Below are 17,574 nucleotides of genomic sequence, written 5' to 3'. Positions count from 1 at the left end.
TGCCTCAGCCCTTGACGCTGATACCGCGGGACTTCAGGTCCTTGACCGTCCATTCCTGCATGTGCGCCAGCAGATCGGTGACCTTCTCCTGCTTGTTCATCACCTTCGCCCAGCCGGTCTGCAACTCGGTGAACATCGCGGTCCAGTCGGGACCGAACACCCAGTCCGAGGTGATGGTGTCCAGGCTGTCGGTGACGACCTTCTTCGCCGGCTCGTAGTTCGTGCCGAGCAGCTTGTCGGAGATCGCCTCGTCCACGTACGCGTTGCTGTCGGCCAGCGCCGGCATCACACCGTTGCCGGTGGTCGGGCTCGCCATCGTCTTCACCGCACCGGTGTTCGTCGACATCCACAACGCGGCCTCGGCGGCCTGCTGTTGGTGCGCGCACTGCTTGGTCACCAGCGTGACGCCACCGCTCTGGTTGGTCCCGGCGGGCGTCTTGGCGGCCTCGCCCGCGAACGCCGGCCAGGGCGACAGCGCCCACTTGCCGTCGGACTTGGTGAAGTTCTGCACCATGCCCGCCATCTGCCAGGTGGAGATCTGCCGGGTCGCGGTGCCGCCGTTGTCGTAGTTGCGCTGCACGGCCGCGTAGTCCGCGAAGGAGAGCTTGGAGTTGAGGTCGTTGTCGATGATCGCCTGGATCACCTGGGCGGCCTTGAGGCTGCCCGCGTCCTGGAAGTCGACCTTCCAGGAGTTGCCGTCGATGGCGTACCAGTGCGCCCCGGCCTGCATGGAGAGCACCTCCAGGGTGCTCGGGTCCTCACCGGCGAAGTTCGTGATCTTGATGCCGTGCTTCTTCAGGACCTTGCCCGCGGCGATGAACTCGTCCCAGGTCGTGGGTGCCTTCAGGCCGTACTTCTTGAAGACGTCGGTGCGGTAGATCGTGAACGCGGGGGCCGAACTGGTCGGCACGCCATAGGACTTGCCCTGCACCTGCGCGCTCGCCCAGGAGCCCGCGTTGAACTTGGCCTTGTCGGCCGAGACGTATTTCGAGATGTCGGCGAGCGCGCCCTGCGAGACCCAGGTGGTCACGTACTCCGCCGTGTTCTGCACCAGGCAGGGCGCGTTGCCGGCCTTGACCGCGTTGGTCAGCTGCTTCTGCATCGTCAACTGGTCGGTGACCTTGGTGTACTTGAGCTTGATGTCCTGGTGAGCGGCGTTGAACGCCTTCACGACCGCGTCCTGCCCGTTGGCCCAGCCCCAGAAGGGGAGGGTGACCGGTCCCGAGGACGCTTTGTCCCCGGAACCGGATCCGCCGCAGGCGGAGAGCAGACCTGTCAGTGCGAGGCCCGCGACGGCTGCACGAGCGAACCTTCTCCGGGGGCTGGTGAAGTTCATCAGACCGTGTTCCTTCGGAAGAGAAGAGGTAGAAACCGGTTGCTGTGAAGGTAGGCAGGATGGCCTGTTCGGAGCAAGAGGTGTGCAGCAAGTTGTTGCGATCGCCCAGAACAGACCCCGTCTGGCCAGGGGATTTGAAGAGAAACCGGTTACGTAACGCCCTGGTTCCGTGTTCTGTGCCGGCCTGTGCGGCAGTCCCTGCGCTAGTCCCGCAGGGCCGGCGGACGTACCGAGTTCCGTACGACGACATGCGTGCCCAGGACCAGATGGTCGCCGTCGCCGCCCCTGCGCCGGCCCGTGCCGCCGCCCTCGCGCCGGTCCGCCACCGCGCGCAGCGCGACCCGGCCCATCTCCTCGTACGGGACGTGCACGGTGGTGAGTTGAGGGGTGAGCTGGGAGGCCAGCGGGATGTCGTCGTAGCCGACGATCGACACGTCCTCGGGCACCCGCAGGCCCGCCGCGCGCAGTGCCTGCATGGCGCCCGCGGCGACCACGTCGGTCCCCGCCAGCACCGCGGTGAAGTCCACGCCCTCCTTCAGGGTGTCCTCCACCGCCTCGTACCCGTGCTCGTAGTCGTACGGACCGTGCCGCACCATCCCCGGGTCGAACGGCACGCCGTACGCCTCGAAGGCCCGTTGCGCCCCCCTCAACCGTCCCTGGGCCGTGGTCAGTTCGGCATGTCCGGGCAGTACCAGGACCCGGCGGTGACCGGCCGAGAGGAGGTGGCTGGCCATGGCGTACGCGCCGCCCTCGTTGTCGTAGTCGACCGTCGTCGCCGGGACGTCGCCCTCCAGCGGCGGGCGGCCGACGAGGACGAGGTGCGAGCCCGCCGCGTCGAGGGAGCGGGCGAAGCGGGCCATCCGCAGCTGGTACTCGTCGACGTCGTACGCGCCACCCAGCAACACCACGGCGGCGACGCCCTGCTGGCGCATGAGGTTGACCAGCGCCAGCTCGCGCTCCGGGTCGTCGCCGGTCGTGCCGACCAGGGAGAGCCAGCCGCGCAGCGTGGCCGCGCCCTCAACTCCCTTGGCCACGTGGGCGAACGCCGCGCCGGTGATGTTGTTGATGAGGATCGCCACCGTGGGCGTACCGCCGCCGGCCAGGGAACGGGCGTGCGCGTTCGTGACGTAGTCCAGGTCGCCGACGACCTTCATCACCCGGCGGCGCAGCTCCTCCGACACCGGGTAGTTGCCGGACAGCACGCGCGAGACGCTCGCCACGGAGACGCCGGCCCGCTCCGCCACGTCCCGGATCGTCGCCCGGCCGACGTCGCCCGACGCCTTGCGCTGACTCACCGTAGCGACTCCTTCACCATGACCACGTTTCCACCGGGCGCCCGGGGACCTGCTCCCGCGCCGGTCCGGAAACCGTATCCCACGGTCGTTCCCGGTGCGCGGGCCTGTGGACGGCGCGGATCAGGCGACACGGGCCAGGTCCGCGTGCCGTACCTCGTGGGCCGGTGGCAGACCCGCGGCGAGGCGCTCCAGCTCGTCGACGACGATGCCGCCGAGCCGCGCCAGCTCGTTGCCTAGGGAACCCGCGATGTGCGGCGTGAGGAAGACGTTCGGCAGCTTGTACAGGGGAGAGGTGGGGGGCAGTGGCTCCGGTTCGGTGACGTCGAGGATCGCGGTCAGCCGGCCGGACAGCAACTCGTCGGTGAGGGCGTCGTGGTCGATCAGGGCGCCCCGCGAGGTGTTGATCAGCACCCCGCCGTCCCGGATGAGGGCGAGCCGCCCGCGGTCCAGCATGCGCTGCGTCTCGGGGATGTCGGGGGCGTGCAGGCTGACGATGTCGCTGCCGCTCAACAGATGGTCCAGCGGCAGGAGTTCGGCTCCCAGCGCGGCGGCCTCGGTGACGCTGACGTAGGGGTCGTGCAGGAGGACCTCGAAGTCGTACGGCCGCAGCAGTTCCAGCAGGCGGCGGCCCACGCGGGAGGCGCCGATGACGCCGATGCGGCGGCCGAGGTTGCCGATCGGCGCGGTCTCGGCGGGCGTCGGGTACGCGTGCGCGTGCCGGAAGCGTTCCCGCTGGGCGAAGGCGTCCTTCCCGGCGAGCAGGATCATCGCGAGGGTGTACTCGGCGACCGGGAGCGCGTTGCCGGTGACCGCGCTGGAGACGGTCACCCCGCGTTCCCACAGGGCCTCGCCGACCAGCGAACGCACCGATCCCGCCGCGTGCAGCACGGCACGCAGCCGGGGTGCCGTCGCCAGGGCGTCGGCGTCGAGGTGCGGGCAGCCCCAGCCGGTGATCAGCACCTCGGCCCTCGCCAAGGCCTCGGCGGCCTCGGGGGCGCCGAAGTCCCGTACGACGAGCCCTGGTTCGATCTCGGCCGTCTGCCGGAGCCGTGCCATCAGGGGCGGGGGGAAGAGCAGGGGCAGGTGCACCGGATCCATGGCGAACACGGCCCTCGGCAGCTGGGCGCTGGGCATGACCCTCCAGTAGTGCGGCGTGAGTACGACGTGGGAATGATGTCGGAAACGTTTTCTGAAAGCGTCTTCTACCGTAGATCTGCTGTGGAGCGGGGGTCAATCGGTGAGAGAGGGTGCGGCACGCGGAAACCTTTCGATCGCCGCCCGGCCCGAGGAGACGTAGTCCGCCCCCGGGTGACCCGCCATGACCCGTCCAGCCGCGCTCGTCCGCCGGAATAGCCGGGCCTGGTGTGATGCTCTGATGAGCAGTGCGGTTCACGAGCGTGGTGAGGAGCTGGTGGGCGGATGACAGCGACGACGACGCAGACGGCAGAGCGGACGAACCCCGTGGTCGGCACCCCCTACGGGTCGGTGCGCGGCCGGTACGAGAACGGGATCGCGGTCTTCCGGGGCATCCCCTACGCGGCCCCTCCCATCGGCCCCCGGCGATTCCGCCCGCCCGTCCCGCCCGAGCCCTGGACCGGGGTGCGCGACGCGCTCGCCTTCGGACCGACCGCGCCGAAACCGCCGTACTCCGAAGCCTTCGCCAAACTGCTCTCCGACCCCGTCGTGCCCGGCGACGACTGTCTCAACCTCAACGTGTGGACCCCGGACCCCGGCCCAGGCGCCCGGCTGCCGGTGATGGTGTGGCTGCACGGCGGCGCGCTCACCCGGGGTTCGTCGGCCGTGCCGGTCTACGACGGACACGCCTTCGCCCGCGACGGTGTCGTCCTAGTCTCGGTCAACTACCGCCTGGGCGTGGAGGGTTACGGCCTCTTCCCGGACGCCCCCGCCAACCCCGGCCTGCGCGACCAGCTCGCCGCGCTGCGCTGGGTGCACGAGTCCATCGCGGCGTTCGGCGGCGACCCCGACCGGATCACCCTCTTCGGGCAGTCCGCCGGAGCGATCAGCATCGGCGCGCTGCTCGCCGCCCCGCAGGCCCAGGGGCTGATCCGCCGGGCCGTGCTCCAGAGCGGGCCTCCGGAGGCCTTCGACCGCGACAAGGTACGGCGGATGGTGCGCCGGATGGCGACCCGGCTGAAGATCCCCGCCACCGCCGAGGCCTTCGCCGCCGTCGACCGCGAACTGCTGCTCCGCACCCAGGCCGACGTGGGCAGACTCAGCAGCCCGGTGCTCGGCGGCCCCACGTTCGGGATCGTCATCGACGGTGATCTCGTCCCCCGCGATCCGCTGGAGGCCCTTGTCGACGGCGAGGCGGCCCGGGGCGTCGACCTGATGCTGGGCTGGACCCGCGACGAGTACCGGCTGTGGCTGGTCCCCGGCGGTCTGCACGAGCGCGTCGACCGGCTCGGCGCGGTCGCCCTGGCCGGTGCGATGGCCCGCTGCCACTGCGGCGTCGAGGTCCCGCGCGGCTACCGCGCCCTGCACCCCGCGGCCGGCACCGCCGAGACCGTCGGCCAGCTCGTCACCGACCACCTCCTCCGCTACCCGCTGCACCGCCTCGCCGACGCCCGCCCCGGGAACTCCCACGTGTACGAGTTCGCCTGGCCCTCCAACCTCCCCGACCTGGGCTCCTGCCACGCCCTCGAACTCGGCTTCGTCTTCGACACCGGCGACATCCCCGAGTCCGCCAAACTCGCGGGCCAGGGCGCGCCCCAGGACCTGGCCGACGCCATGCACGGGGCCTGGGTGCGGTTCGCCGTGGACGGCGACCCCGGCTGGCGGACCTGGGACGACACGCATCCGGTACGGATCTTCGGCGAGGGCGCGCCGTACGTCGCGCACGGGCCGCGCGACCCCGAGTTCGCCCTGTGGGCGGCCGACGCCGTGGCGAAGGAGACGGTCGATCCGGCCGAGGACGCGCCGCCCGTGCGGAGCGCCACCGAACTGCGGTCGGTGGTACGGCGGTTGCGGCGGACGGGGGATGTGCGGCGCTCGTCGTGAGGGTGGGCGCGGGTGCGGGACGGAAACCGGTTGCCCAACGCGGGGTGCCGACAACCGCCCGCTGACGTAAGCGAATTGGTCGACGCACACCTCTCCTCGTGCCGCTCACCCGCTGCTACTCTCCGCGCAGGGAACCGGTTGCCGGAGTGTTGCCACAGGCCGGGGAGGGGCGGGGCGGTACATGACCAGGAAGAGCCAGGACGCGAACGGGAGCACCATCCGGGACGTGGCGGCCCGAGCCGGGGTGTCCGCGTCCACGGTGTCGCGGGTGCTCGGCGGGGACTACCCGGTGAGCACGGCGACCCGCACGCGCGTGCTGCGGGCGGTGCGCGATCTGGACTACGTCGCAGACGCCCGCGCCAAGGCCGTGGCGGGCGTCGGGACGCCGACCCTCGCCTTCGTCCTGGAGGACATCACGGGACCGTCGTTCGCGCTGATGGCGCACGGCGTGGAGCGCGAGGCGACCCGGCTCGGTCACCTCTGCCTGGTGTGCAGCACGGAGGGCGACGTCCAGCGCGAACTGGACTTCATCGAGACGATGCGCGCCCAGCGCACCGCCGCCGTGATCCTCGTCGGCGGCACCGCGGACACCCCCGAGTACCGCGAGCGCACCCGTCGTATCGCCGACTCGCTCGCGGCGGCGGGCTCGCGGCTGGTGCTCTGCGGGCGACCGCCGCTCGGCCCGGGCGCACCGGTCACGGTCATCGAGTACGACAACGAGGGCGGCGCCTACGCCCTTGTCGCGCACGTCCTGGCCCAGGGCCACCAGCGCGTCCTGTTCCTCGGCGGCAAGCCGGACCACGCGACCGCGCAGGGCCGCGAACGCGGTTACCTCGCCGCCCACCGCGCCCGGGGCCTCGAACCCGACCCGGAACTCCTGCTCCACAGCGACTTCACCCGCGACTCGGGCCACCGGCTGATGCGGCTCGCCCTGAGCCGGAAACTGGAGTTCACGGCCGTGGTCGCCGCCACCGACATGGTCGCGGCGGGCGCGCTGACCGCGCTGCACGAGGCGGGCCTGGACGTCCCCGGCGATGTCTCGCTGGCCGGTTACGACGACATCCCGTTCGCCCGCGACCTGTACCCGGCCCTGACCACCGTCCACGTCCCCTACGAGGAACTCGGCCGCCTCGCCGTACGCACCGCGCTGGGCCGCACGCGGGAGTCACCGGACGAGCACCTGCTGCTGGGCACGCACGTGGTGGTGCGGGACTCGATCGCGGCCCTGTCCTAGGCAGGGCGCTCAGGCGGCCCCGTCCAGTGTCCGCGCGATCGACGTGATCGCCTCCGGTCCCACCCGGCAGCACCCGCCGACCAGCCGCGCGCCGGAGGCCAGCCAGCCCTCGACCTGCTCGGCGGTGAACGTGGACCGGCCCGTCCAGCCGCGCGCCTCGGCGTCCCAGGTCTCGCCGCTGTTGGGGTAGACGACGACGGGCTTGCCGGTGACGCAGGCCGCGGTCTCGACCGCGGCGTCGACGTCCTCGGGCGCGCAGCAGTTGACGCCCACCGCGACGACCTCGTCCACGTCGGCGGCCAGCGCGAACGCCTCCTCCAGCGGCTGGCCGGCACGGGTGCGGTCACCGGCGATCGAGTACGACAGCCAGGCGGGCACGCCCAGCCCGCGCACCGCCCGCAGCAGCGCCTCGGCCTCGACGGCGTCGGGGATCGTCTCCAGGGCCAGCACGTCCGGGCCGACGGCGGCCAGCACCTCCATGCGGGGCCGGTGGAAGGCCTCCAGCTCGGCCACGCTCAGCCCGTACCGGCCGCGGTACTCGGAGCCGTCCGCGAGCATCGCGCCGTACGGCCCGACCGAGGCCGCCACGTAGAGGCGCCGCTCGACGCCCCGCCGCCACGCCTCCACGGCCGCGTCCAGGGCCAACTCCACGCTCAGGGCGATGAGTTCGGTCGCCCTGTCGCGCTTGACCCCGCGCTTCGCGAAGCCCTCGAAGCTGGCCTGGTAGCTGGCGGTGATCGCCACGTTGGCGCCCGCCTCGAAATACGCGAGGTGCGCCTCGGTGATCGCCTCGGGCCGGTCCGCGAGCAGTCGCGCCGACCACAGCTCGTCACTCAGGTCGTGCCCGGCCGCCCCGAGCTGGTTGGACAGCCCACCGTCGAGGGCGAGCGTCCCGGCGGCGAGGGCGTCGGTGAACGGGGCGGAGGTATAGCTGGTCATGTCACGACGCTAGTCGATACGGCCGAGGAGACGGATCCGCGTCCACCTGGCGAACGGAATGCCCGGAATGTGGACCCCGCAGGGGAATCCCTTCCGGGACGCCAGGGCCTGCCGTTCGCCCCGGCCGGCAGCCTGCCCCGGTACGCGGCGCGGGCCTACGCCGCGTGCTTCCCGCCCCCGCGCCTGCCGCCACCCCGCGTGCGCCTGGTCGCCGGGACCAGCAGGCCGCCCAGCAGGCCGAGTCCGAGCGCGTACGGCCACCAGCCGAAGCCGTCGCCGCGCGCGGTGTTCGCCGTGCGGGCCTCGGTGACCGTCGTGCCGGAGGACGACTTGGGATCGGAGTGGGCGGTGGCCGAGGCACTGCTCGCGGTGACGGCGGTCAGCACGACGTCGTTGCCGTCGCCGCCCCGGTAGCTGATGCGGTATGTCGTGTCGGCGAGCTTCAGCCTGGCGCCCTCACGAAGTCCGGTGAACGCGCCCGTCGTTGAGCCGTCACCCGTGTGGTCGAGGATCGTGACCGTCCGCGCGGGGTGCGTCCCGGCGGCCGAAAGGTCCAGGTCGCCCGCCAGGCCCACCTTGCCCGCGACCTTCAACGGCTTGTCGCGCAGGACCAGTTCGCCCTTCGCGCTCTGCGTGTAGTTCCCGGTCACGGTGAGCCCGGTCGTCACCACGCCGTCGTTCGTCACCGCACCCTTCACCGTGCCCGAGCCGGTGAGCGTGGTCGCCACCCGCAGCCCCGCCGTCCCCACGTCCAGCCGCGCACCCGCCGAGGTGAGCCGGATCGCCTTGCTGCGGGCGAGAGTTGCCCCCGACCGCAGCGCCAGCGTGCCCTTGGCGACCGTCGTCGTCCCGGTGTACGTCACCGCCGGGCCCGTCAGCGTCGTCGTGGCGGCGGCGGACTGGACCAGGGACCCCTTGCCGCCGAGGTGTGACAGTTTCGTGGGAAGTGACACGTTTCGCAGGACGAGGGTCCCGTCGTCGACGATCCGCCGCCCCTCCGTGCCGGTCAGCAGTCCGCCGTCACCGCCCCGCTTCCCGGATCCCAGCCGCAGCACCGCCCCCTTCTCCACGGTCGTCGACCCGTCGTAGTACTGCGGCGCGGCGAAGGTCACGTTGTTCCCGCGCGTCCCCGCGATGACGATGTCACCGGCGCCGGGCGCGGCCAGGGTGTCGTGGTACCTGCCGCCGCCGATCGGCGCGCCCAGAGTGACCGGCCCGTCGTAGTCGAAGGTCAGCCGGGACCGGACACCGCTCGCCGCATGGAGGTTGATGTAGACGGTGTCCTTGGTGCCGGGCATGAAGATGCGGTGGGTGGTGCCGTCGCCCCACTGGACGTCCGCGCCCTCGATGTTGGTGCCGCGCTTGTTCAACTGGTGGGCGATCGCACGCCAGTTGAGGTCCGGGTCGCTGAGCGACGGGTTCGTGTCGCCGCCCTGGTCGCTGTAGCTGTACTGGCCCGTGAGGACGACCTTGCTGCCCGGCCGGGAGTGGACGTTGACGTCGCTGCCGTACTCCCGCTGGTAGAAGTTCTGGCGCAGGGTGATCGTCTGGTACAGCGGGGTGTCGATGATCCAGGAGCCCTGGTTGAGGATCGCGCGGGCGTCGGGCAGCGCCACCGGGTACTCGGGGCGGCCGACCGCCATGCCGGTGCCGTTGTCGATCACCCCTGAAAAAGGGTGAGTTCCGGCGAGGTCGAGGGTGCCCCACATGTTGCGGGGCTGCGTGACCAGGCCCGAGCCGCTGATGGTGCCGATGTTGAAGGTGCGGGTCAGGGAGAGGCGCAGGGTGCCGTCGACCCGGACGTTCAGCTCGTTGAGCTGGTAGCCGGGTGTGCCGTAGGGGAAGTGGCCGATCAGGCCCGTCCCACCACCCGTGCCGTACTGGAGAGTTGTGCCGCTCGCGACCGTGATCGCGGGCGGGTCCGGGTTGCTGACGGTGGTGTACGGGTGGTTGCCGCCCTGGGTGGTCACCTTCTGCCGCTGCCGGGACGCCGGGAGCGTGAAGTCGCTGTCCTTGGTGAGGATCAGCGTCCCGCCGCCGCGCACGGTGAGCGTGCCCTGGCCGCGGAACACCCCGTCGTACGTCGTCGTCCCGGACGGCACGGTGACCACCGTGTCACCGGTGAGCGTGACGTCCCGGTCCGCGAGGACGTCGGCGGTCGCGTCACGGGCGCCGGCCGCGGAGGCCGGGGGAGCCGCGACCAGGAAGGCGACGGTCGCGAAGGCGCCCAGGGCGGCTGAGGTCTTGCAGGTATGGCTGCGCACGTCACTGGAGACGGGTGTCGGCGGCGGCGATAACAGAAATCTCGCGTCCATCTTTGTCACGCGCGACCCGTTGACCTTCCCGTAACACACCCTTACCTTTTCGGCGTTCGTAATGACAGATGGCGTACGAGATCCCGAACCAAACCCTGAGTCGTACCTCGAACCCCCCACCGTTCCCCGCTCTGTCCCCCCACCTTCGAGAGGCGTCAGATGAGACGTGTGTACACAATCCTCGTCGCCCTGTGCTGCGTGCTCGCCGCCGCACTGGTGACCGCAGGACCGGCCCAGGCCGCGGCCCAGACCATCACCAACGGCACGCAGTTCACCGACACTTCGGGCAACGCCGTGCACGCGCACGGCGGAGGGGTGATCAAGGTCGGCAGCTACTACTACTGGTTCGGTGAGGACCGCAACTCCGACAACACCTTCAAGTACGTGGACGCGTACCGCTCCACCGACCTGAAGAACTGGGAGTTCCGCAACCACGTCCTGACCCAGTCCAGCGCCTCCGAGCTGGGCACCGCGTACATCGAGCGGCCGAAGGTCATCTACAACGCGTCCACCGGGCAGTTCGTGATGTGGATGCACAAGGAGAACGGCGTCGACTACAGCGAGGCGAAGGCCGCCGTCGCCGTCTCCTCGACCGTGGACGGCAGTTACACCTACCAGGGCAGCTTCCAGCCGCTCGGCGACAACATGTCCCGGGACATCACGACGTTCGTCGACACCGACGGCACCGCCTACATGGTCTCCGCCGCCAACGAGAACTACGACCTGCACATCTACAAGCTCACCGCCGACTACACCGCCATCGACAGCCTGGTCGCCAACCCGTGGGTGGGCGGGCACCGCGAGGCACCGGCCCTCTTCAAGCGCAACGGCGTCTACTTCATGCTGACTTCGGGCGCGACCGGCTGGAGCGCCAACCAGCAGCAGTACGCCACCGCCACCAGCATCACCGGTCCGTGGACGGCCTTCACCAACGTCGGCGACTCGACCGCGTACAACTCGCAGACCGCCTACGTCCTTCCGGTCACGGGGACTTCGGGCACCTCGTACCTCTACATGGGCGACCGCTGGGGCAACTCCTTCGGCGGCACCGTCAACGACTCCCGTTACGTCTGGCTGCCGTTGACCTTCCCGACCACCACCTCGATGTCCATGGCGTCCTGGTACCCGGAGGTGTCGGTCGACACGGCCGCCGGCACGATCAGCGGGACGAGCGCGACGTACAACACGCTCATATCGCGCAACAGCAGCAAGTGCGCGGACGTGGCCAACCAGTCGCTGTGGCAGGGCATCGCGATCAGCCAGTACACCTGCAACAGCGGCACCAACCAGAAGTGGTGGTTCAAGGACCTCGGCACCGGCTACTACGAACTCATGGGCCGGGGCAGCTCGTTGTGCCTCCAGGAGAACGCGACGAACGTCACCCAGGAGAACTGCACCGGCGCCACCGCCCAGCAGTGGAGCCTGACCACGTCGGGCAGCTACGTCCTCGTCAAGGCCAGGACGAGCGGCGAGTGCCTGGACGTGTCCGGCGCGTCCACCGCCAACTCCGCCGCGATCATCACCTACACGTGCAGCGGGGCGACCAACCAGCAGTGGACGCGCGGTAGTTGAGCGCACGGTTACCGGACCGGATTCCAGCCGTCCGTGCCCGCCAGGTACTTCTGGGCCGTGTAGCTCGCGGCCTGGGAGTCGGTGAGCTGCGGGCGGTTGGAGTTCACCGTCGCGCCCGCGCCCGTGTTCTTGTACTCGAAGAACCGGGCGTTCTTCCACGAGTAGCCACTCATGTCCGTCCAGGGCCCGGCGACCTTCACGGCGGCGGGCAACGAGGTCTGCCGGACGACCAGTTGGCCCACCGCGTCCGCCGTCGGGTGCCAAGGGCGGCCCAGGTAGTACGTGTTGGCCGCCGCCGAGCTGCTCACCGAACTGCCGGTGACGAGGATGCCGTAGGTCTTCGCGGAACTGGTGTTGGGCGCGGAGAGGAAGCCGTTGAGACCGCCCGCAGCGGCGCCCGAGTTGCGCAGCTGGATGTTCACCCGGTCGTACACGGCGGTCGCGTTGCCGAAGACGAAGTCCACGTCGCCGGAGATGAACGACGAGTAGAAGTACTGCCGGTACTGGCCGGTCGACGACGGCGACCAGTTGAGGACGGTGTCCTGGCGGCTGACGAACCGGTCGTTGGTGAAGGTCTGCCGGTCGCCCTGCGCGGTGATCGCGACGGCCTGCGTGTCCGTGATCTCGGGGTGGGCGGACTTGTCGAAGGTGTTCTGGACGGTGATCCCGGTGACGGTGAGGCCGCTCGCCGAGAACGTCGCGACCGAACTGCCCAGCGTGCCGTACTTGTTGCCGCCGGCGTCGGTGTAACCGGCGGCCCGGTCATAGGTGATGACGACGTCCTCGGCGTTGCCGGTGGCGCCCTGAATGGTCAACCCCGTCTTCCCAGAAGGGACGTTGACGATCTCGGCGTACGTGCCCATCGCGACGGAGATGGTGTCACCGGCGGTGGCCGCGTTCACGGCGGCCTGCACGGTCGTGTAGCGGCCCGAGCCGTCCTTGGCGACAGTGATGACGGTGGCGGCCCGCGCCTGGGTCACCAGCGACACCGCGACCAGCCCGAGGGCGGCCGCGGTACCGGTCGCCATGGCGGCGGCCCGGTGCCGGGCGGGGGAGCGGCGGTGCGTTTTCGGCTCTGTCATGCCTACAAGTCGCCGTCCCCCGCCCGGGAGTTGCCGCCTCTAGGCGAGCAGATCTATCGCGTCGACCGACGTACCGGCACTCAGGAACGACGTCGTCCCCGAGCCGCTCGCCACATAGATCTTCAGCGTGTTGTACGCACTGGCGTCCGTCAGCCAGGCGGACGCCGGAACGCTGTACGTGAACGTGTTGTTGTTGCCCCGGTACGAGCCCACGGTCAGCGACCGGGTGCTCGGCTGGGTGGGCGGCGAGGGGACGGCCGAGGTCCAGGTGTCGTTGACGACGACCTGCGGGCGGCCGTTCGCGTACGCCGTCGTCACCCCGATGCGCAGGGTGTGCGCGGCGGCGAGCTGAGCCGCCGTCAGCTTGAAGTACACGATGATGCCGCTGTTGACGTCCTTCCACAGATAGCAGGGGAACGCCGAGGTCTCCGTCCCGCTGCCGACGACGACGTTGCCGGTCCAGGACGCGGCCCGTACGTCCGAGGGATGCGCGTACGTCATCAGGTCCGCGTTCTTGAACCCGCCAGGCGTGCCGTCCCAGTTGCCGATCCGCCAGATCGCGCTCGCGTTGGACGGGTCGTTCGAGGAGGGGATCGCGATGCTGTTCAGCGTCGTCGTCCCGCCCGCCGTGACCGCCACCGACCCGGTGTGGACGGCGAGTTCACCCTTGAAGACGGTCAGGGTGTAGGTCCCCGGCAGGACTCCGGTGATGGAGAAGTAGCCGTCCGAGGCCCGCGCCGAACCCCAGTACTGGGCAGCGGAGTTGGCGAGCCCGACCGTGTACGCGTATGCCGTGTCGCGCCCGGTGATGCCCACGCCCGCGACCCGGCCCCGCGAACTCGCCGCCGTGTAGCCGGAGATGCCGAGCGCATCGGCCCACGTGGTGGTGAGGTTGGCGGGGTAGAGCGAGGAGGAGGGCGCGCCGCCGTCCGTGAGCGCGATGACGTACGGACCCTGGAGACCGAACCGCTGCGCCTCCGTCTGGTTCTCGCCGTAGTACAGGATCTCGTACAACCCGCCGCCGTCCGCGCTCTGGTGGCGCAGCAGGGAGCGGTAGAAGGGGCCGCCGGAGGCCTTCTCGTGGTTGCTGCGCACGACCCACAGGCCGACGCTGCCGGTGGTCCAGCCGACGTAGTCGTAGTCGATGACCCGCTTCTTCGCGTAGTGCTTGGAGCGGGTCTGGCCGTCGGACTTCGCGAAGACGTCCGCGGACTCGATGGTGGTCGGCGCGTAAGTGTAGGAATCCGGCTCGTCGTTGAGGAACAGGCCGGCCTTGACGCGCACGATGTAGCGGGTCGCGCTGACCGAGGTGTCGGCCTTGTTCGTCCACAGGTAGACGTTGTTCTCGCCGCTGCGGGCCGCGTAGTAGTGCTTCAGCGTGCCGTACGTGACCGAGATCAGGATCGTCGTGCCGGACTGCGCGATCGTCACGGTGGAGGTGCCGAGGCCGGACTCGACGTGCGAGTTCTTGCCGCCGTAGCCCTGGTACTCGGTGCCCTTGTAGACCAGCGAGGTCAGGTCGCCGTTCGTCTTGCTGACCTTGAAGACGAGGCTCGCGCCGGTGTCGACGACGTAGTTCGAGCCGTCGTCGGTGTAGCCGAAGCTCGCGGCGGACGCGGTCTCGGCGAGCGGCCCGGCGAGCGCCGCCGAACCGGCCGTAGCCGCTGCGCCGAGGACGAAGGTGCGGCGGCGAACCGGTCTGTTCACAGAACCGGACATGGGGGTGCCTCCTTCGGGAGGTGGGGGTGCGGGTGCTTTGGAGGGTGGCAGTTGAATCGATTTCGCGAAAGGGCTTTCGCATCCTTGGAGTTGGCGATGACGTGAAATCTGACGCAGGTCTAGAAAGCGCTTGTCCGGAGCGGTACGGTCCACGGCCAGGCCTTGTCGTCGGACGGAGGAGCCGCGAATGAGACGTTTCAACATCGCCCTGCTGGCCGCACTGACCCTGAGTACAGCCCTGTCGACCGCACCCGCCCAGGCACACGACCGCACGCCCCCGCTCGGCCTCGCCAACTGCACCGCGACCGCCTGCCACTTCGACGTCCCACCGGGCACCTACGACGTCACGGTCCGCCTCGGCGGCGCGACGGCCGCGAGTACGGCCATCACGGGCGAGACCCGGCGCTCCCTGCTCCCCGAGACGGCCACGGCGGCCGGCCGCACGGTGACCCGCAGCTTCACCGTCGACGTCCGTACGCCCGAGGGCGAACCCACCGGCCCCGACGGCACCCCCGGCCTCGACCTCACCCTCGGCGGCACGGCCCCCGCACTCGCCGGCATCCGCGTCACGCCCGCCCACCACACCCGCCAGATCATCCTGATCGGCGACTCCACGGTCTGCGACCAACCGGGCGACCCGTACTCGGGCTGGGGTCAACAGCTCCCGCAGTTCCTGCGGAAGGGCATCTCCGTCGCCAACTACGCGGATTCCGGGGAGAGTACGGTCACCTATCTGGAGAATCCCCTGCTGTGGGGGACGGTTCAGCCGCTGATCCACCCTGGTGACCTCGTGCTCGTACAGCTCGCGCACAACGACAAGACGACCGACGAGGCGACGTACCGCGCGAATTTGGAAACCCTGATAGGGGGTATCCGTGACAAGGGTGGTCGTCCCGTCCTCGTGACACCGATCGTCCGACGCTGGTTCAATGCCGACGGCACACTGAACAACAACACAGCGCTGCTGGTGAACGGACTCGGCGTGGATCTGCCGGGCGTCGTCCGCTCGGTCGCCGCCGCCGAGGGGGTAACGCTGATCGACCTCACGGCGCAGACCAAGGCGCTGGTGGAATCGCTGGGAGTGGAAGGCTCCAAGGCCATCTACCTCTACAACGAGAAGAAGGACAACACGCACACCTCCGCGTACGGTGCCACGGTGTACGCGGGCCTGGTCCGCGACACACTCGTCGCCCGGCATCTGCTGCCGGAGTACCGGGTACGAGTGGGGTGAGACCCGAAAGACCCCTGGGGCGTTCCGACCGGAACCGGGGCGCCCCAGGTTCCACTCTCCCGCCGTGCGTGTGAAAGCGAGCCGATGCAACTGCCTGCCGACGACCGCGTGTTGAGCCCCCGCACCGGCTACACCCGCGCCCACTGGGAGACGGCCGCCGGCAGCCTCCTCGCGGCGGTGGAGCCGTACGCGACCGAGGACCGCGCGCTCTACCACCTCCCCGGCAACCGCACGAGCTGGTCCGGCAGCCTCTCCGACGGCCTGGAGGGCTACGCCCGCACCCTGCTGCTGGCCGCCTTCCGCCGCGACGAGACGGCACTGGAGCGCTACGCGGACGGCCTGGCGGCGGGCGTCGCGGGCGTCTGGCCGAGCATCGAGGACCGCAGCCAGCCCCTGGTCGAGGCGGCCTCGATCGCCCTCGCCCTGCGCCTGACCCGCCCCCTCCTCTGGGACCGCCTCGACGAGCCCGTACGACAACGCGCGGCGGCCTGGCTCGCCGACGCCCTCACCGCCGAACCCTGGCCCTGCAACTGGGAGTTGTTCCCCGTCACGGTCGGCGGCTTCCTCCAGGAGATCGGCTACGAGGCGGAGGCGTCCCGCAAGGCCGTCGACCGGGGCCTGGAGCGCATCGAGGAGTGGTACGTCGGCGACGGCTGGTACACGGACGGCGACGGCCGCAAGTTCGACTACTACAACGGCTGGGCGATGCACCTCTACCCGGTCCTGCACGCCTGGCTCGCCGACGACCCCCGACTCCTCGACCTCTACGGCGGCCGCCTGGAACGCCATCTCGCCGACTACGCCCGCCTGTTCGGCGGCGACGGCGCGCCGATGCACCAGGGCCGGTCGTTGACCTACCGCTTCGCGACGACGGCTCCGCTGTGGCTGGGGGCGCTGACGGGCCGTACGCCGCTGTCGCCGGGGGAGACGCGACGGCTGGCGTCGGGCGCGCTTCGGTACTTCCTCGACCGGGGCGCGGTGGACGACCGCGGCCTGCTGACCCTCGGCTGGCACGGCCCCAACGAGGCGGTCCTGCAAGGCTATTCGGGCCCAGCGTCCCCGTACTGGGCCAGCAAGGGCTTCCTCGGCCTGCTCCTCCCACCGGACCACGAGGTCTGGACGGCCACTGAGGAACCCGGCCCGGCCGAGCGGGCGGATGCGGTGACGCCGATCCGCCCGGCCAACTGGCTTCTCCAGTCCACCCGTTCGGACGGCCTGGTCCGCCTCCACAACCACGGCAGCGAGGACGTCCGCTACGACCCGTACTACACGCGCCTCGCCTACTCCACGGCTACGGAGCCCTCGTCGTCGTACGACAACAGCGTGATCGTCGGCGGCGATGCGAGCCGTACGGGGATCGTGCCGTTGGGGGTGGGGGAGGGGTGGGTTGCCTCCCGGCATCGGACGGGTTCCGGCGGCGAGGTGACGAGCGTCGTGCTGGCGCGGGGTGCGGTGGAGGTACGGGCGTTCCGCGTGACGGAGGTGTCCGAAGGGACGACGATCCGGGCCACCGGCTGGGCGGCGGGCTCCGGCCTGCGCTCCGAAATCCTGCCTGTCGCGGGCCTGGCGGAGGTGAAGACCGCGTCGAGCGGCGTCGATGGTGGACAGGCCGGAGCCATCGGCGAGTTGACCGGCACCGTCGGCGCCGAGCCAGGCCTCTTCGTCGCGCTCGCCAGGCTCACCGCCGAGGCGGACACGCCGCTGACGGAAGCGGTCGCCGTCGAGGTGGACGGCCCGGACACATTCGTCGTCCGCTGGACGGACGGACCCGTGCAAGAAGTGCGGCTGGCGTCGGGCCAGGTCACGATCGCCGGCTGAACAAAGGCCGGGGAC

General features: G+C 70.4%; 12 protein-coding genes. 5 read left to right on the top strand and 7 right to left on the bottom strand.

The features are described 5' to 3' along the window. Positions 1 to 4: 4 nt before the first annotated feature. The 3 genes from OG714_RS13020 to OG714_RS13010 form a co-directional block, all read right to left on the bottom strand. A complete protein-coding gene (locus OG714_RS13020; protein ID WP_406120688.1) occupies positions 5 to 1,336 on the bottom strand; it encodes an ABC transporter substrate-binding protein in 1,332 nt (443 codons plus the stop codon). Positions 1,337 to 1,539: 203 nt separating this feature from the next. After that, positions 1,540 to 2,631 carry a LacI family DNA-binding transcriptional regulator gene (locus tag OG714_RS13015; protein WP_406120686.1) on the bottom strand — a complete coding sequence of 364 codons (1,092 nt, stop codon included), beginning with the start codon at positions 2,629 to 2,631 and terminating at the stop codon, positions 1,540 to 1,542. 120 nt (positions 2,632 to 2,751) lie between these two features. Then, positions 2,752 to 3,765 (bottom strand): hydroxyacid dehydrogenase, encoded by a 1,014-nt coding sequence (locus OG714_RS13010; RefSeq protein WP_406120684.1) that lies wholly within the window; start codon positions 3,763 to 3,765, stop codon positions 2,752 to 2,754. A 285-nt stretch (positions 3,766 to 4,050) separates the two neighbouring features. Between OG714_RS13010 and OG714_RS13005 the strand changes: the two genes are divergently transcribed. Next, positions 4,051 to 5,649, top strand: coding sequence for a carboxylesterase/lipase family protein (locus tag OG714_RS13005; RefSeq protein ID WP_406120682.1), 1,599 nt, complete (start codon positions 4,051 to 4,053; stop codon positions 5,647 to 5,649). A gap of 181 nt (positions 5,650 to 5,830) precedes the next feature. Beyond that, positions 5,831 to 6,883 (top strand): LacI family DNA-binding transcriptional regulator, encoded by a 1,053-nt coding sequence (locus OG714_RS13000; protein ID WP_406120681.1) that lies wholly within the window; start codon positions 5,831 to 5,833, stop codon positions 6,881 to 6,883. 9 nt (positions 6,884 to 6,892) lie between these two features. On the opposite strand, the gene mmuM is transcribed toward OG714_RS13000, so the two are convergent. Then, positions 6,893 to 7,822 carry a homocysteine S-methyltransferase gene (gene mmuM / locus OG714_RS12995; protein ID WP_406120679.1) on the bottom strand — a complete coding sequence of 310 codons (930 nt, stop codon included), beginning with the start codon at positions 7,820 to 7,822 and terminating at the stop codon, positions 6,893 to 6,895. A gap of 155 nt (positions 7,823 to 7,977) precedes the next feature. Next, a complete protein-coding gene (locus OG714_RS12990) occupies positions 7,978 to 10,086 on the bottom strand; it encodes an autotransporter (RefSeq protein ID WP_406120677.1) in 2,109 nt (702 codons plus the stop codon). Between the two features lie 210 nt (positions 10,087 to 10,296). Between OG714_RS12990 and OG714_RS12985 the strand changes: the two genes are divergently transcribed. Continuing rightward, positions 10,297 to 11,709 carry an RICIN domain-containing protein gene (locus tag OG714_RS12985; protein ID WP_406120675.1) on the top strand — a complete coding sequence of 471 codons (1,413 nt, stop codon included), beginning with the start codon at positions 10,297 to 10,299 and terminating at the stop codon, positions 11,707 to 11,709. A gap of 8 nt (positions 11,710 to 11,717) precedes the next feature. On the opposite strand, the gene OG714_RS12980 is transcribed toward OG714_RS12985, so the two are convergent. Next, the gene (locus OG714_RS12980) at positions 11,718 to 12,791 is read right to left on the bottom strand and encodes a pectinesterase family protein (RefSeq protein ID WP_406120674.1); all 1,074 of its coding nucleotides are present in this window, start codon (positions 12,789 to 12,791) and stop codon (positions 11,718 to 11,720) included. A gap of 39 nt (positions 12,792 to 12,830) precedes the next feature. After that, positions 12,831 to 14,510: a rhamnogalacturonan lyase B N-terminal domain-containing protein gene (locus tag OG714_RS12975; protein WP_406120672.1), complete on the bottom strand. Its 1,680-nt coding sequence runs from the start codon at positions 14,508 to 14,510 to the stop codon at positions 12,831 to 12,833. Positions 14,511 to 14,697: 187 nt separating this feature from the next. Here OG714_RS12975 and OG714_RS12970 point away from each other — a divergent pair, with 187 nt between their 5' ends. Together OG714_RS12970 and OG714_RS12965 are read left to right on the top strand one after the other, a co-directional pair. Then, positions 14,698 to 15,741, top strand: a complete 1,044-nt coding sequence (locus OG714_RS12970) for a rhamnogalacturonan acetylesterase (protein WP_406120670.1) — start codon at positions 14,698 to 14,700, stop codon at positions 15,739 to 15,741. A gap of 84 nt (positions 15,742 to 15,825) precedes the next feature. Then, on the top strand, positions 15,826 to 17,559 hold the full coding sequence (locus OG714_RS12965) for a DUF2264 domain-containing protein (RefSeq protein WP_406120668.1): 1,734 nt from the start codon (positions 15,826 to 15,828) through the stop codon (positions 17,557 to 17,559). Positions 17,560 to 17,574 lie beyond the last annotated feature (15 nt).

This window comes from Streptomyces sp. NBC_00989 (assembly GCF_045162655.1).
Classification (GTDB): Bacteria; Actinomycetota; Actinomycetes; order Streptomycetales; family Streptomycetaceae; genus Streptomyces.
This window is presented reverse-complemented; position numbering and strand designations above follow the sequence as displayed.

Excerpts from the sequence above, each read along its gene's own strand:
- OG714_RS13020 (WP_406120688.1), bottom strand. The coding sequence starts at position 1,336 with ATGAACTTCACCAGCCCCCGGAGAAGGTTCGCTCGTGCAGCCGTCGCG.
- OG714_RS13010 (WP_406120684.1), bottom strand. The coding sequence starts at position 3,765 with ATGCCCAGCGCCCAGCTGCCGAGGGCCGTGTTCGCCATGGATCCGGTG.
- OG714_RS13005 (WP_406120682.1), top strand. The coding sequence starts at position 4,051 with ATGACAGCGACGACGACGCAGACGGCAGAGCGGACGAACCCCGTGGTC.
- OG714_RS13000 (WP_406120681.1), top strand. The coding sequence starts at position 5,831 with ATGACCAGGAAGAGCCAGGACGCGAACGGGAGCACCATCCGGGACGTG.
- mmuM (WP_406120679.1), bottom strand. The coding sequence starts at position 7,822 with ATGACCAGCTATACCTCCGCCCCGTTCACCGACGCCCTCGCCGCCGGG.
- OG714_RS12985 (WP_406120675.1), top strand. The coding sequence starts at position 10,297 with ATGAGACGTGTGTACACAATCCTCGTCGCCCTGTGCTGCGTGCTCGCC.
- OG714_RS12980 (WP_406120674.1), bottom strand. The coding sequence starts at position 12,791 with ATGACAGAGCCGAAAACGCACCGCCGCTCCCCCGCCCGGCACCGGGCC.
- OG714_RS12975 (WP_406120672.1), bottom strand. The coding sequence starts at position 14,510 with ATGTCCGGTTCTGTGAACAGACCGGTTCGCCGCCGCACCTTCGTCCTC.
- OG714_RS12970 (WP_406120670.1), top strand. The coding sequence starts at position 14,698 with ATGAGACGTTTCAACATCGCCCTGCTGGCCGCACTGACCCTGAGTACA.
- OG714_RS12965 (WP_406120668.1), top strand. The coding sequence starts at position 15,826 with ATGCAACTGCCTGCCGACGACCGCGTGTTGAGCCCCCGCACCGGCTAC.